General features: G+C 57.5%; 12 protein-coding genes. 5 read left to right on the top strand and 7 right to left on the bottom strand.

What is annotated here, in order from left to right; genetic code table 11:
• Window positions 1-12: 12 nt before the first annotated feature.
• The 7 genes from BLW50_RS13365 to BLW50_RS13335 all read right to left on the bottom strand — a co-directional run bounded on the left by BLW50_RS13365 (window position 13) and on the right by BLW50_RS13335 (window position 7,475).
• Complete coding sequence (locus BLW50_RS13365; RefSeq protein WP_139267605.1) at window positions 13-387, bottom strand: hypothetical protein; 375 nt, start codon at window positions 385-387, stop codon at window positions 13-15.
• Window positions 388-476: 89 nt separating this feature from the next.
• Window positions 477-1,568, bottom strand: coding sequence for a hypothetical protein (locus BLW50_RS13360; protein ID WP_090703075.1), 1,092 nt, complete (start codon window positions 1,566-1,568; stop codon window positions 477-479).
• 95 nt (window positions 1,569-1,663) lie between these two features.
• Window positions 1,664-2,152, bottom strand: coding sequence for a hypothetical protein (locus BLW50_RS13355; protein WP_090703072.1), 489 nt, complete (start codon window positions 2,150-2,152; stop codon window positions 1,664-1,666).
• Complete coding sequence (locus BLW50_RS13350) at window positions 2,149-4,017, bottom strand: gp53-like domain-containing protein (protein WP_090703070.1); 1,869 nt, start codon at window positions 4,015-4,017, stop codon at window positions 2,149-2,151. The genes BLW50_RS13355 and BLW50_RS13350 overlap by 4 nt, the downstream gene beginning before the upstream one ends.
• Window positions 4,014-4,340 (bottom strand): hypothetical protein, encoded by a 327-nt coding sequence (locus BLW50_RS13345; RefSeq protein ID WP_090703066.1) that lies wholly within the window; start codon window positions 4,338-4,340, stop codon window positions 4,014-4,016. The genes BLW50_RS13350 and BLW50_RS13345 overlap by 4 nt, the downstream gene beginning before the upstream one ends.
• A complete protein-coding gene (locus BLW50_RS13340; protein WP_090703063.1) occupies window positions 4,340-5,806 on the bottom strand; it encodes a hypothetical protein in 1,467 nt (488 codons plus the stop codon). The genes BLW50_RS13345 and BLW50_RS13340 overlap by 1 nt, the downstream gene beginning before the upstream one ends.
• Complete coding sequence (locus BLW50_RS13335; protein WP_170850142.1) at window positions 5,799-7,475, bottom strand: phage terminase large subunit family protein; 1,677 nt, start codon at window positions 7,473-7,475, stop codon at window positions 5,799-5,801. The genes BLW50_RS13340 and BLW50_RS13335 overlap by 8 nt, the downstream gene beginning before the upstream one ends.
• A gap of 305 nt (window positions 7,476-7,780) precedes the next feature.
• Here BLW50_RS13335 and BLW50_RS13330 point away from each other — a divergent pair, with 305 nt between their 5' ends.
• The 5 genes from BLW50_RS13330 (at window position 7,781) to BLW50_RS13305 (ending at window position 14,065) form a co-directional block, all read left to right on the top strand.
• On the top strand, window positions 7,781-8,245 hold the full coding sequence (locus tag BLW50_RS13330; protein ID WP_139267604.1) for a hypothetical protein: 465 nt from the start codon (window positions 7,781-7,783) through the stop codon (window positions 8,243-8,245).
• Window positions 8,246-8,251: 6 nt separating this feature from the next.
• Window positions 8,252-10,771: a bifunctional DNA primase/polymerase gene (locus BLW50_RS13325; RefSeq protein ID WP_090703054.1), complete on the top strand. Its 2,520-nt coding sequence runs from the start codon at window positions 8,252-8,254 to the stop codon at window positions 10,769-10,771.
• A 411-nt stretch (window positions 10,772-11,182) separates the two neighbouring features.
• Window positions 11,183-11,950, top strand: coding sequence for a hypothetical protein (locus tag BLW50_RS13320; protein WP_090703050.1), 768 nt, complete (start codon window positions 11,183-11,185; stop codon window positions 11,948-11,950).
• Between the two features lie 804 nt (window positions 11,951-12,754).
• Window positions 12,755-12,940: a hypothetical protein gene (locus BLW50_RS13310; protein ID WP_090703043.1), complete on the top strand. Its 186-nt coding sequence runs from the start codon at window positions 12,755-12,757 to the stop codon at window positions 12,938-12,940.
• An 822-nt stretch (window positions 12,941-13,762) separates the two neighbouring features.
• On the top strand, window positions 13,763-14,065 hold the full coding sequence (locus tag BLW50_RS13305) for a DUF6197 family protein (protein ID WP_090703040.1): 303 nt from the start codon (window positions 13,763-13,765) through the stop codon (window positions 14,063-14,065).
• The last annotated feature ends 234 nt before the right edge of the window (window positions 14,066-14,299 follow it).

Below are 14,299 nucleotides of genomic sequence, written 5' to 3'. Positions count from 1 at the left end.
GTTGTCTCCAGATTACTTGAGTTCAACAACGACGGTGTTGGCCGTGTTGTTGACCTCGAGGACGATGTTCGTCGCGACGGCGCGCAGGTTGTTCGTCTGCGCGGCGGTGAAAGGGGTGGCGGTGGTGGGGGTCACAACGACGGCGGCTTTGACGACGCCTGAGCCATTGCCAACGACAGAATCGCCAACGTTGACGGTGCCGGTTTTCGGCAGACTGAACTGGCCCTTGCGAGAAACGGCACCAACCTTGCCCGTCTGGCGATCCTCAAAGGTTTCGAGGCGACCGATCACGTGATCGTCGGTGCCGGCGAGCTTCGCGGTGTTGGCTGCGCTCGCGTCGATCGCGAGCGCCTTGCCGACGTCGGCAACGGTGATCGCCGCAGCCAAATTCATCGTTCGAATCCAAACCTCATCGAAGAACGATTCAGTTTTGACGCCGGTGTGAAAAGCCGTAGACATCTATGAAGCTCCTTGGATTACGAGCGACGCTTGAAAGCGGCGAAATTCATACGGACGGCTTTGTCACCGTCGTTGGCGTCAGCGGATTCAGACTGCGCCCCGGCGACGTTCAGCTTCAGGCCTTCGATCTTCTCGGCGGCGAGCGTGATGAGTGCAGGGACTTCGGTCGGGATCTGCGTGGTGGCATCACCAGTCAGGGTCAGCGCCTTCTTGACGGCGGACGTCAGAGCAGCAACGAGGCTCTCGGCGGTCTTCTTGAAGTCTTCGCCCTTCGCGGCATCGGAGAGCTTCGCTTCAAGCTCCGTGACCTTCGCCTTTAGAACGGTGATCTCGCCGTCTTTGCTCGTGTTGGAGGCCTGGGCGAGTGCCAGATCGGCAGTCGTCTTCGTCAGGCCTTCCAGAAATTTTTCCATATCCATGCCGGGGGTCTCCAAATCGCTTTCAGAGAGGTTCAAAGTCGCCAGCAAGGCTGCCGGGCCGCTTGCGGCCAGGCGTGCTTCGCTGAAGTGGGAGGACTTGCGGTTCGCGATGCGCGCACCGGTGGCGCCACCTCGATTGACGAGGCTCATCTCGAACCACTGATCGAGGTTGTGCAGGTTGACGTGCGCGCCGTTCTCACCCATCACGTGACCCTTCGGGTCCGTTCCTGAGTAGAAGTGGTCGAGCGTCGCTTCCGAGCCGAGAAAGTCGAAACCACACATGTTGCAGGTGGCCGCCTTCGGCAGAACCGAGACGGACACCTGATCGACCGTGCTGTTGTCGATCAGCTTGACGACGTCTTCATTCGTCTTGTCGACCCAGAAGAGAACGCGAAGCTCGTCGCCGTTGAGCACTTCGCTGTGAAATACGCGACCGAGAGGCAGCTCGCCGGTGTACGTGTTGTGCATGATATGGAGCGGCAAGCTCTCTAGAGCGAGCTGGTTCGACATTTCGTGCAGGAACTGTGTGGAGTGATGCGCACCCTTATAGAGCGGGTGGTTCTTCCGAATGGGCTTCGTGTTGAGGGCAGTCGCCTCGTACACGGCAAGGTTATTGACTTCGATGTCATCATCGCCAACAGCTGCGATCAGCTGTGTTCGAATGGCATCGGTAATCGGAATCTGCTTCAAAGAAAAATCCTGAAACTACGGGCTGCTGCTCACGTAGGATCAGGACTGGGGCTATCAATCAGTGCTGTGTTATGCCGTGTTATAATGTGCTGAGATCAGAGCATCCAGCAGTAATGCCAGAAATCGTCTATCTGCACTTCAGTCATGCCCTGAGCAGAACCGAACACTGAGACCAAAGGGTGATTGCGTTCGAAGGTTGCTGCCTGCAAATCCATTCGCGCGTCGAACTGCTCTTCGGGTGGCAATGAAGCGACCATGGTAGCAAACGCTGCTGGCAACGTGCCAACAGTTAGGAATGCTTCGGCCTCTTCCTGTGCCACGAACTCATGGTGCGCGAGCCCTTTTGCGAACTGGCGGCGTGAAATGGCCCCGATCAGTTCAATGGGTAAGGGGGTCGATGGAGGTAGATCACACTCAATGAGAGCGGAGCCGTTCCATAAACGTCGGCCTTGATTACTCAGTGCCTCTCGCCACTGTGCTTCGGTAATCTCAATAGCGCCCGAAGGGATGGCGTTACCATGAATTTCGGGAACGTAGAAGCCGGTTGGTCGCCCTTCGGCGTCGATCGTCATCAGCACGGTCATGTACTTCCAATTACGAGGAAGAAGAACGTTTCGCTAGCGTCGCCCATGGCTCCCGAGGTCTGGACGCGACGATAGCAGCGAAAGTATGTGGCGAATCGGTCATAAACGTTCGCCGTTACGGTTGAGGCGGTGGCACCTGTAATCGTCGTGAATATCGCCATGACGTTTGGGGATGCGATGGGGTAGTAGGTATCGACCAGTCCTGTGCCGCCGCTCTGCGATCCCCACTGGATGAGAAGGCCATTCGGGAACTTGACATATCCGTTTGCCCCCATCGAGAATACGAAACCAAGTGTTGTCAGAAACGCGGCGGAGTCGGCGTCATCCAACAGTGTGCGAACGAAAGCCGTGAGATCGACCAAAGATAGTGCACCAGCGCCAGTTGCGTAGGGCAACTTATTGGCAGCTAGCGTGAGCCCAGCCAGCGCCGTCAAATTGTTATGAAGATTCTGCTTTTCGCTGTCCAATTCTGCAAGCGCTGCTTGCACGTTAGTCGCGGCAATGTTGCCGGTGGCGGTGGATGGGGTGTTAGCAGCGGAAATGCCCAGCGCGGTACGTTGCGCGGCTGCGTCAGCCGCTGTGACTATGGCCGAGCCGGCGGAAGTGATGCCGAGTACGACACGCGCCGCTGCCGCGTCGGCCGCCGTGACTAGTGCTGAGCCAACGGAAGTGATGCCGAGTACGACACGCGCCGCTGCCGCATCAGCAGCTTGAATGAAGGTGGAGCCGATCGTCGAAAAGCCCAGAACAGCCCGTTGAGCGGCTGTGTCGGCCGCCTGGACTAGGGTCGAGCCGGCAGTAGTGAAGCCCAACGCTACCCGCTGGGCGGCTACGGTTGCAGCCTTGAGAAGCGCCTTGCCTACAGTGGTGGCACCCAGATTGGTGAGTGCAGTGTCTGCATTGGAAAGATCACTGAGATTTGCTGACCGGTCCAAAGCAGTTGCTGACGCAGCAAGTATCCAAGCTGATCCAGTCCAGACCTTGGTCGTACTTGTGGGGCTGTCGAAATAAACCGTGCCCGCGACGAGGGCCTGGCCTTGGTTATCGAGCGTGGGGGCGGAGCTTTTGGCACCCAGATTGCGCTTATCTATCTGCAACCATGAAGTGTTCGCAGCCGTCGCTGAACCGGCGGCGGCTGTCGCACTGTTCTGGGACGCGGTTGCAGAACCGGCCGAGGCGGTTGCAGAATTGGCCGAGGCGGTCGCAGAGTTTGCTGCAGCGGTCTTGTCGCCCGCGACGGTGGCCTTGTCGGCCGCGACCGTGGCCTTATCAGCGGCGACTGTTGCCTTATCAGCAGCCACCGTCGATTTGTCTGCCGCGACGGCAACACGGTCAGCGGATGTGGTTGTAGCTGCGTTCGTGGCGGTTGTTGCCGAGGTGGACGCGGACGATGCAGAACCAGCGGCTGCAGTTCTATCAGTCGCCGCTTGGGAAGCGCTGGCGGCGGCGTTAGTCGCAAAGCCTTCAGCCGCGTTGCGAGCTGCTACTGCGCCCGCATCTATGTCGACCCAAGCGGTACCCGTCCACGATCGCCATTTGCTGGTGGCAGTGCTCCAGTACATGTCGCCAGCGACGAGCGGGGCCCCAGCAAGGTTGACGGTTGGGGCCGTAGCGGACGCCCCTAACCAGTGCGCTGGACCGATTAACGAAACCGGAGCTGGCCAAACACCTCCGGCTTTCGGGCCGTACATCCGCCAGTTGGTGTGGTCGATGTAGAACAGCCCGTTTTCGCCAACAGTTGGACCGGGTGCTCCCGCGCCGTAGATTGCGGCTCGACCCGCCGGGCCCTGGATGCCAACGGCGGCGCCGTAGATGCCGGTGACGACGACATTGTTCGTGGTATAAGTGACAACGAGATCGCTCATCGCGTCACCACCTGGTCAACGAGAACGCGACCTCCGCAAAGTGGGACGTTGGTGTCCGTGCGGATGAGGTCCCAATACAAGCTGATCTTGGGGAGAGTCGCCGTATCGCTGGGGCCGAGATGAACGTCGACAACGCCTCCCGTTGGGTTGGCGCTCGTACTCAACAGCCCGTTCGCGGTCGACATGTCGATCAAAGCGGTGGGGTGATCCGGATACTCGCGAAACTGCATCCGCAGCGGGACGCCCGTTAGGTTGATTGGGTCGCCGGTGAGATCCTGCAGGATGAGACGTTGCCCCCAGGCCGCGTCGCGAAATATCGGCATCAGGACTTCCTCTTAGGCAGGTTAGTCTTCGTCGCGCCGGTTTTGCCCGGGGTTAGCGAGCGACCGAGTGGGTCGGTGTTCGGGGAGATGTCAGCAGCGTTGGGAGCGGCCGTGGGCGTTGGCGTCATGAAGCCAGTGCCCGACAGCTCAGGCGCGGTTGGATTCGGTAGGCGCCCGTACATCTCGAGCGCGTATTCAATGTCGGTGATGATGCCGTCCGACAGGTCCTGTCGCATACGAGCGGTCTTGATCTGGCGCATTGTCTCCAGCTCAAGGTCCGGGCGTAGCTCAGCCTGACGGAACTTGACGTTGGCGAAGCCCTGGAATCCCTGCTGGTGGAGGCAGAACGAGAACATCTTCTCGTACATCTCAGCCAACGGCTCGTTCAACTCGTCGGCGTACATGGCGGCCAGCCGGGCTTCGACTGAGCCGGTGTTGACGCCGGCACTGCCACGACCGAGGACGGTTGCCATCGTCTTGAGCGCAGCTTGGTTCTGAGCGTTTAGGGTCTCGACAACGTTCGTTACGTCGAGAGCCACAGCGGCCGAGCTGCCATTCAGGATATCGAATTCGACGGAATCCGTGTGGACCACCGACTGGTCGGCACGCAGGCTCTGGAACGTCGACTGGATCGCAGCAACCTGGTTGTTGACGAACTCACGCAGCTTGGTTGGGTCGGCTTTGATGTTTGCCGGTGCCCGATTGATGATCACTTCCTCAAGGACTTTGATGTCCATGCGAGGAAAGCCGGTGATCTGCATGATCCGGTACAGGTCGTTGATGACCTGCTGACGCGCAGCAATGGTATTGATCGCGGCGATGAACGTGGAGTCGGTGTAGATCGTCGTCGGGTCCCGGCGGTAGAACGAGACGAAGAAAGCCGGGGTATCGAGCATCACAGGGTCGCCCCGACCCTGGACGGACTGCCCCGGCTTATAGACACCCGAGGCCTTCTCGTACCAACGGATTGATGCCAGGTCGACCTGACGAATGCTGTCAGGGAGCTGGGCCTTATCAAATACCAACTCCGCGCCGATACCACCGCGAAGGAGAAGCATGTATCGAAGGTCGGCGTTGAGCTGGTAAATCGATTGCTTGAGCTGGAAGCCGAGTGTGTAGTCGACCTGTCGCGTGAGGCGCGTGACCAGCGTGGCGAGAGCATTGCTCGCGTCGCGGTCGACAGCGCCCTGAGCGTCAGTCGCCCACATCACCATTTCGGTGTTCGCGAGCGTCAAGTAGCCGTTGACGGTCGCGGATACGTCGGGGTCCTGGCGGAACAGCGCCTTGAGAAGGTCCTGGCTGTTGTTCGCCTGACGGGACGTGAAGAGATCGGTCAGATGGTCCCGGTACTGCGGGACGGTAAGCACCTGGTCTTTTTGGTCGGGTTGGAAAGTCGGAGTGTTGCTGACGCCCCCATTCGGGGCTTTCTTCTTGGGTAGAATGATGTTCAGCAGGCCGTCAAGCAACCGTCAGCATTCCTAATGACGACCGGGGGGTGCGTCTGTTCAGCGAATTTGGGGAGAGGTCGGGTACGATTGAAGTCGTACCGCCGATCAGCAATGCGTTGGACCTGAGTTCAGGCTCGCTATTGTGAAAGATGACGTCGACAAGGCGACGTGCGAGCAGCATGTAACCCAGTGAGTGAAAGAAGTGATCTTCCTCGGTGAGCTTCTCCCACACCGGAAGGATGTCGGGTGCTTCCTTACGGAACATGCCACGCAGGTGGTTGATCAGCAGAGACTGGTGATGACCGAAGCCATTGAGCGAAAGCTTATGGTTGCGGATGATAGTAGCGACTTGATCCAGGGTCTTGGTACGATGGGCTACCCAGTGGGTGATCTCGTCGAACTCATCCTTGGTCTCCTTCAGGAAGGGACTATTGGCTGCTGTTCCGTAGTGAATTGGCCAAATGATGCCCTTGTATCCTTCAAGGTCGCGGATCGACTCCGCCAGCGTTGTGTCGGGATAACGGTCCATCGCGCCGCTGACGATGTTGAAGCGCTTCAAGAGATAGAGGACTTTATCCTTCAGTTCGTTGCGCGGGACCTGGGTGTGGAGCAGGGTGCGCGTTGGCGTCCCGACCGTGATATGACAGATGTTGCCTTGGTCGATACCAATGGTGCAGGGCTCATTGATGTTGTCGGAGGGCTCGCCGGGGCTGTCCATGCAGGCCTTGATGTCAGCCTCGCTGATCCGAGCGTTGGAATCGTTATAGGCCTCGCCCAGCACCGTGTTGAAGAAGCCCTTCATATTGTCGAGGCGCTGATGCTCCACCAGACGCTGGAATATGTAAGGGATCGTGATGCGATCGATGGACGTCGGTCGGACGCGATATCCACGGTTCTGGGTGCGGCTCGGATGCTTGGCGACCCACTCACGGATGCTGGTGTCACCAAGATGGAGCTGGGTCGAGCACTTCTCGCAGCGCCAATAGGTTTGGGATATGTCGATCCGGCCAATGTCCTCGGCCGTCAGCTTGGTCAGGTCGTCTTCCTTCTTGAGGAGACCTGGAAGGTGCATGTGGCGGAGGTGGAATTCTGGCAATTGATGCTGCCTGCAGCCGGGGCAGCGCGTGAAAAACTCCCACTGGTCCGACAGGTTGAACATGGCATCGATCCCGAACCCGAGAAAGGTTGGGGTCGAGAAAGTCTGGCGGATCTTGAAGTCGGAGTTCTGCAGGCGGGATTGAAAGAGGCCGATGTTCTCCTGGTCCGAGAGGTCCAGTTCGTCGTGAACGAGGATGTCGGCAGGGATCGAGGTCGCGTCACCCTCGGTATTTCCGGTGAAATAGGCGAAGGAATCGTCGATCTGATAGATGCCCTTCTGCCTGACAGGGCTGTCTCCGCGCGGAGGGTTGAACACCGGTTCCGTCGTGATCAGCGGCTTGACGCGCGTCTGCGAAACACGGTCCCGCATTTTGTCGTCGGGCATCGTGTAGATGCCGGTGGTGCCAGGGTTGCGTCGCAGCCAACCTAGGTACTTGCGCAGCTGGCTCTCGGTGAGGCCGACCTGTGAGCATTTGATGCAGCACAGGTTCTGGTGCAGGTCGTCGATGATCTTCTGCTGGAACTCATAGCCTCTGAAGCTGTAGGGCTTGCGCTTGAGACGCGTGTTTTTGATGACCCATTCGGACATTGAAGTTTCGGACGAGTCGTCATCGTAACGAGTGTCCGCAGTGGAAATGAACTCACTGAGCAACGGGTTCATGCGTTTGCAAATATGGGGACGACACCCCAGCTGCAAAAGAGCCGCTAGAAAGCCCTGCAGCACGCGGGTTTTTAAGAAGGGAGTCGCGCGACTTCCCCTTGCTGATCGCTGGTATGGCCACGATCTCCGTCGTCCACCTCACTTTTAAGGGATTGCGAGTGACCTATCCTCTGTTGCCCAAGGACCTAGACATACGATTGAGAGCATTGAAGCTGGCTCATAGTGAAAGCGGTATGTCCGTAGATGAGTACCTGGGCCAGACAAGTTGCCCTTACCCCCGTGAGTTGAGGGTCTACCTCAACCGTTTCCTCAGTGAGGGGCCCGTTTCGGGTGGCGACCGTGTTCCGGTGTTTGAGGGCGCGAAGGACAAGTTCGAAGTCGTCCTCGAAGAGGTGGAAGCCACCATCGAGATGATGAAGAAGATCGAGTTGGATGTGTCGATGTCTACGGACACTGACCCCAGCGACCGTATTCAGCTCGTAAAGGCCAAGACCTCGCTTCTGGAGAAGTGGGTGAGCCTGAAGGAGCGCGTCTACACGCTTCGAGAGACCGTGGAATTTCAGCAAATCGTTTTCGGCGTCATGGACGACATGCTCGACGTCAATGGCCGCACGCAGTTTCGCAATCGGTTGCGGAACCTGCAGTCGGTCGCTGATTTGAAGCTGGGCGCGGGCGCTGAATCGAAATTGGAGGCTTAAGGGGTTATGGGTATTTTTAGTGAGAACGCGCCAGGCTATTGGGCTGCTGGACTATCGGTTATCCCGATCACACGACCCGACCCGTCCGGGGCCGACAAGGCGGCCGGCAAGCGTCCTGCGATTTCTACCTGGCAGCGTTACTCGGCCGTGCCCGTTGGGGATGCCGAGCAAGCCGGTTGGCTGCAGATGTTTCCGGACCACAACATGGGCCTGGTTCTGGGGCAGGCTTCTGGCCTTGTTGCGCTCGACGTCGATAGTGACGAACCGGGCATACTGAATGCTATCGACAGCATCACACCGAAATCGCCGTGGCTGCGTCGTGGGCGCAAGGGCTACGTCAAGCTGTTCAAGTATCAGGGCCAGAACACCTTCCACGTGAAGCTCGCGGACGGCACCAACGTCCTCGACTTCCTGTCGACGGGTGCTCAGGTGTTGTTGCCGCCCTCGATCCATCCGGGATTGATGGCGCCCTACACCGCCAACTGCGATCTGCTGGACGTGCTAGGCCAGATTGGCACCTTGCCGACGTCGTTTGGCGAGCTGGCCCGCGATGCGCTGCGTCAGAACGGCTACGAGGTGGCTTCAGGTGCTGCGCGCGTCGGCTTTGTGAACTGGGTTCCGGCTGGTGGGCGCGATAATGCGCTCGTCCGCTTCGCCGGTGGCATCGTTTCCGACATCATCAAGGGCAATATCACCCTGAAAGAGGGTCTGGACGTCGGTTTTCAGTGGGTGCAGGACCGTGTCGAAAAGGTTCCGGGAGACGAACTCCCGCCTGCAAAGATGACGGAAAAGATCGTCGAATGGCTGCGGAAGGACCTTTTTGGCCCGAAAAAGCTGACGCTTCCAGCTGGTTGGGATGAGGGTATGACCGTAGACCAGCTGAAAGAGCTGGGCCTCGACGACATCACCAGTGAAAACCGGCGTTTCTCGTATCAGGAGATCATCGACGACTTCCATGCGAAGATCCAGTCAGACGGTCTCGACCACACCAACCCGAAGATGACCGAGTTGGTTGGGATTATGTGCGCGCGCGTGGCCGGTAATCCAGGCATCACACCGCTCGAGCAGCAGCATATTGTGAAAGTGCTCCAGGGTGCGACGGCGAACAACCTCACCGCCGCAAGCATCCTTCGGCAAATTCGCGAATTTCAGAAGGGCGACATTGCGGGCAACGATCAGACCGAGATCGCGCGTGCTGTCATCGACAATGTCGAGCGGACAGGGGAGCTACGCTTCTCCAATGAGATGTTTTACCAATGGCAAGGCGCGCATTGGGTGCCAATGGAGGCCGCTGACCTGCAGAAGATCGTGGCCACGGAGTATGGCAACTTCCCGGCATGCAAGAAGGACAACGACTATCGCGCTGTCGTGAAGGTTATGGCGACGTTGACGCGTGCTGACCTCAAACAACGCGATATCCGGGGCATAAACTTCGTCAATGGCTATCTGACCGAAGATCTGACGTTACAGCCCCATAACAAGGACTTTGGCTGCACTTATGTGCTTCCCTACCCCTACCAGCCGGAGTTGGCGGGCAAAGCGACGATGTTTTCGGAGCTTCTGGTGCGTTATTGGGGCACCGATCCTGACTTTGCCGACAAGGTTGAGGCTCTGCAGGAGGCTTTTGCAGCCACCCTGTTTGGTGTGGCGCCACAGTACTTCCGCGTGTTCTGTCTCTATGGCCCAGCTGATACGGGTAAATCACGTATTCTACGCATTATGCAGGGCCTGATGCCTGATGGTTGTGCAGCAGCGGTGGCTCCGAAGTTCTGGAACAACCAGTTCTCGGTCGCGGAGCTGACCGACAAGGTGCTCAATGTTGCAGGTGAGCTATCGGAGCGGGACCTCATCTCGGGTGATATCTTCAAGCTGGTGGTGGAAGGTTCCACTATTCAGGCTCAACGTAAGTACCAACCCCTCTACAAGTTCAATCCGATCGCTGCTCACTGGTTCGCCTCCAACGTTCTGCCTCGTACCGATGACTCATCGGCAGGCTTCACCCGTCGCTGGTTGTTCTTGGAGTTCTCCAACTCCATCGAGACGAAAGATCGCATCGTCAACATCGATCAGCTGATCTTGGAGCAGGAACGGGAGGCCATCGCGGCATGGGCAGTGCAGGGGCTGATCACATTGAAGGATCGCGCGGAGTATTGCGTGCCCGCCAGCAGCTTGGAGCTATGTAAACGCGTTGAAAATCGGACGAACCCTGTCCGTTTTTTCCTCGCCAACTCTCATCATCGGGGACACCTGAAGCTGGGGGTTGGCGAGAACGGGGCATCGAGCGAGGCTACCACACCCGCCCGGCAGGTTTATCTCGCCTACCGCTTGTTCTGCGTCAGCGAGGCGAATGTGCAGCCTGCGGCATACGAGACCTTTATCGATCGTATGCGCCAGTTGCAGAAGGAGTTCGGCTTCAAGGAAGTGTTGGACGGTCTGGGCAAGACTTCCAGAGCCGGGTCGGGGGACTCAGCGTACAGGTTCCTCACGATTGTCGATCCGACGAAGCCGACGAAGCCGTCGAAGTAGACGCGGATTGGTGGGACCGCGCGCTTTACGAAATGGAGCGGGAACTAGCGCTGAACGGGAATTGAGGGGCCTTCGGGCCCCTTTTCTTTTGCACCTGGCTCATTCGGAGGGAGTCCTTGGACTCCCTTCTGCCAAGTATTGTTGGCGGAAGTTGCTAGTACTAGCATCCAAAAATCGAAAAATTTGGCGAGAATAAATGCGCGACGGTTCCCCACTATATGTAAAAATAATACAATAAAATCATATACTTATCCAATCTGACGTTCTCCTTCCAACTCCCCATCCTCACTGTCATATTCAGTTCGTGAACAGGGGCCTTCCCCCTCCAGTACTTCAAGACACTCTAACGAGTGAACGCCATTACTATGTCTAATCTTCACTTTCCCGAACGGGAAATAGGAGTAAACGAAAATGAGCATTCAACATTACATCAATCGGGTTTCTGAAACGGCCATCGAAGTTAACAGCGCAGAGCATGCCAATCTGGCGGCCATCGTCACGTGCCTGGCCGTCAAGACAAACTTCCATATTGGCCACGTCAAGGTGCACGCCAATGTAGTGAAGGACGCCAAGAGCCGCATTGTTGCGGCGCTCTTGAATGCGGAAATGGCCAAGACGACGGCTTACAATCGCGTCGATTGCGCAACCCGCGTGCTGGCCACGATGCGGGAGAAATATTTCGAGCATGTGCGCGTCAAGGAATTCCAGCAAGCCAACAGCGAGGACGCTAAGGAAACAGCGATCACGGGCTTTCTGGCTGACATGAATGTCGAGGGGTTGGCCGATGCCAATCGCTTCGCCAAGGTTGGCGTGGCGCTTACTCAGGAAATGCGCGAGGAACTGCGCACGGATGACAGGGCCGCCAAGGCCAAGGCCGCCGCTGAACAGGTGGCAGCCGACAAGCTGGCCAAGCTTGAACAACAATTGCAGGAACTGCGCGATGCAGCCACCGCAACGCCAGCGCAGGCCGCCGCCACGGCGCAGGCGGCGGGCATTCCCATGGCGGAGAACGTCATTAGCGACAATCCCGACGCTGAACAGATGACACTGCGCATTACGGTTGCTGATCTGATCAGCTTCATTGGTGAAATGGACGTCGACGACGTTACCAACGTCATCAAGGCAGCCAATGCGCGCCTCTTCGCCCTGTCCTCAACTGAACAGGCCCAAGCGGCCTAACCTTCCCCCGGACGGTCCCGCCTGTGCGAGGCGGGACCGACACCAACGGAGGCGCACGTGGATAGCGATGCGTTGATTACGATTTATACGCCCGCCCTAACCGCGATTGTGGGCTTGGCCATAGCGTTCTTGGTTCAGTCGTATCTGAACTGGCGACGCATGCGCCGATTTTGAATTCCCGAACGGGAAAACACGGGGGGCCTCACAATGACTCACATTGACTCACTGACGGGCAAACGGGTTTTGCGCCCCACAGGTAGCGCGGACTGGGCGGAGCCGGCTCAGCGGCCCATTCTGAGTCACCGCGAGGTATCGCGGCGGGCTGCGATCCTGGGACGGGCTCAAGAGATCGCGCGGGAAGCCGATTTGGCCGACGCGGACCTGGCGCAGGCGCAAGCTCACCTCCTGGACGAGCATGGCGGCCGAAACGTATTCACCACGCAAGGGCTTGGGGAAGCGTCTCACAGCCAGCGCGCGCGCACGGTCCGCATTCCGCCTAAGACGCGGGCTTGGGTGCCAGCTCGGGGCCATGTGTGCGGACGTCGCTGACGGGGCCGTGACCGTGGCCGGCGGTGAATATCATTTCGGATGCGTAACAGTTGTTCGTTTTTGTGGGCCGGGGTCGGGGCGAGGTTCGGGAGAGAATTGTCTCCCGCTTGGCGGGCGCAGCAAACAAAATCGGTGTTGATAATATCAACATCTTTTCAAATCTCGCGCGCGGGCTTTACTCCGGGTTGGATCTCCAGCCTGGACGTTTCCGCTTGCGCGGATTTCAGTTTCCCGAACGGGAAAACGGAGGCTTTCATGGACGACAAGGTGATCTACCAGGATCGCGTCATTGTGCTCACTCGCCACCCTGATGGCACCTACACGCTGAGCAACGGAGAAGCTCGCGTGAAACTGCCAGCTCTGAGCTTTGATCACTATTTTACTTTACATCAGCTGGAAACCGATATCGCCAGCACCGCCCGGAAAGCCATCGGCAGGTAGAGATTTTTTGCGGGGCAGTAAAACCCTTATATCCCTATTACTTTCTTTTTTCTTTTTAAGCCCCCACTGTTTATATATTCTGTTTATTACTTTATTATTATTTTATCTTATTGATATTAATAGGATATTTCTAAATCAGTTATCCCACTACATTCCCCAAAGAGTCCGCCAGTCCAAAAGGAGTCCATAGGAGTAGGTTAGAGAATTGAATAGCCTTCAGGACAGTGAGTGGAACAAGAGTTTTTCAATTTTTGTAATTGTTTCAGTCAACTAGTGAAATAATGCCCATGGCGATCAAACTGCACCTCTGGCGTAAGCACATCAAAACCCCTACGGGGTACCCGAACAACCCACCTAAAACCCGCTGCTGGGTCTGGACTGGTGCCACAACCAACCCTGACAAAGTCTACAAATACACCCCGTACAACGGTGGTAGACCTGACCAGCCGATCAGGGCCCCTCGTGCCAAACGTGAGAGCCTTCGACCTGTTGCTACCCTCAACCGAAAGAGGGTGAACCCCAGACGCGAGCTATTCGCGCGTCACAACGGCATACCGGTTGAGAGTCTGCTCCCACTGCAGACCAACGGTGAGTGCACCAATTCGCTATGCATCAACCCTCTGCACTTCATTGAGGTAATGAGAGGTGAACACCCTAGAGAGCCTGAATCTCGACGGTTAGCACGTGAGCTTCGTGAGCAGGCTAGGAACCGTAAGGGTCTCCCACCTGCGCAGCAGCGACAGTACGTGGCCACCGAAGCCTACTAACTCACTCCCACATTTCACACCCACCACAACCCTCTCACCTAGGGAATGCACCGTCATGCTCAAAGCTCACCTTCAGGCTGTCCGCACTCTCCTGACGCCTCCAGAGAACTGGACCCAGAACGCAGGTGCACGGGATATCGATGGTAATCAAACCTATGATCCCACCCTGGCGAAGTCCTGGTGCCTGTATGGTGCAATTGGCCGCACAAACCCCGACGGGCCTGCATACACTGCATGCGTTCTCGCACTGAGAGCACAACTCGGTGACCATAGGATTTCCGTCTTCAACGACGACCCCAACACCACTCACCCCATGGTCCTTGACCTGATCGACCGCACCATCGCGGCCACACCCTGATGGGGTTCCTTCTCGGCCTTCTCCCAGGGGTACTGCTCGCGGGTTATATCGCGCGTCAGTACCTTAAACTGCACCAAACCATGCAAGACATTCGGACCCGTGTCGCGGTGTACGACACCCGCCTGAATAACATGGAGCAAGCACCAACAGGTGATGACTACAACAGTCTCTACTGGCTGGTGATGCGCCACCTTCCCTAACCATTCCCACAACCCAAGCCCACTACAACACGCT

This window comes from Beijerinckia sp. 28-YEA-48 (genome assembly GCF_900104955.1).
GTDB lineage: Bacteria > Pseudomonadota > Alphaproteobacteria > Rhizobiales > Beijerinckiaceae > Terripilifer.
This window is presented reverse-complemented; position numbering and strand designations above follow the sequence as displayed.

Excerpts from the sequence above, each read along its gene's own strand:
- BLW50_RS13355 (WP_090703072.1), bottom strand. The coding sequence starts at position 2,152 with ATGACCGTGCTGATGACGATCGACGCCGAAGGGCGACCAACCGGCTTC.
- BLW50_RS13350 (WP_090703070.1), bottom strand. The coding sequence starts at position 4,017 with ATGAGCGATCTCGTTGTCACTTATACCACGAACAATGTCGTCGTCACC.
- BLW50_RS13345 (WP_090703066.1), bottom strand. The coding sequence starts at position 4,340 with ATGCCGATATTTCGCGACGCGGCCTGGGGGCAACGTCTCATCCTGCAG.
- BLW50_RS13335 (WP_170850142.1), bottom strand. The coding sequence starts at position 7,475 with ATGTCCGAATGGGTCATCAAAAACACGCGTCTCAAGCGCAAGCCCTAC.
- BLW50_RS13330 (WP_139267604.1), top strand. The coding sequence starts at position 7,781 with ATGTCCGTAGATGAGTACCTGGGCCAGACAAGTTGCCCTTACCCCCGT.
- BLW50_RS13325 (WP_090703054.1), top strand. The coding sequence starts at position 8,252 with ATGGGTATTTTTAGTGAGAACGCGCCAGGCTATTGGGCTGCTGGACTA.
- BLW50_RS13320 (WP_090703050.1), top strand. The coding sequence starts at position 11,183 with ATGAGCATTCAACATTACATCAATCGGGTTTCTGAAACGGCCATCGAA.
- BLW50_RS13310 (WP_090703043.1), top strand. The coding sequence starts at position 12,755 with ATGGACGACAAGGTGATCTACCAGGATCGCGTCATTGTGCTCACTCGC.
- BLW50_RS13305 (WP_090703040.1), top strand. The coding sequence starts at position 13,763 with ATGCTCAAAGCTCACCTTCAGGCTGTCCGCACTCTCCTGACGCCTCCA.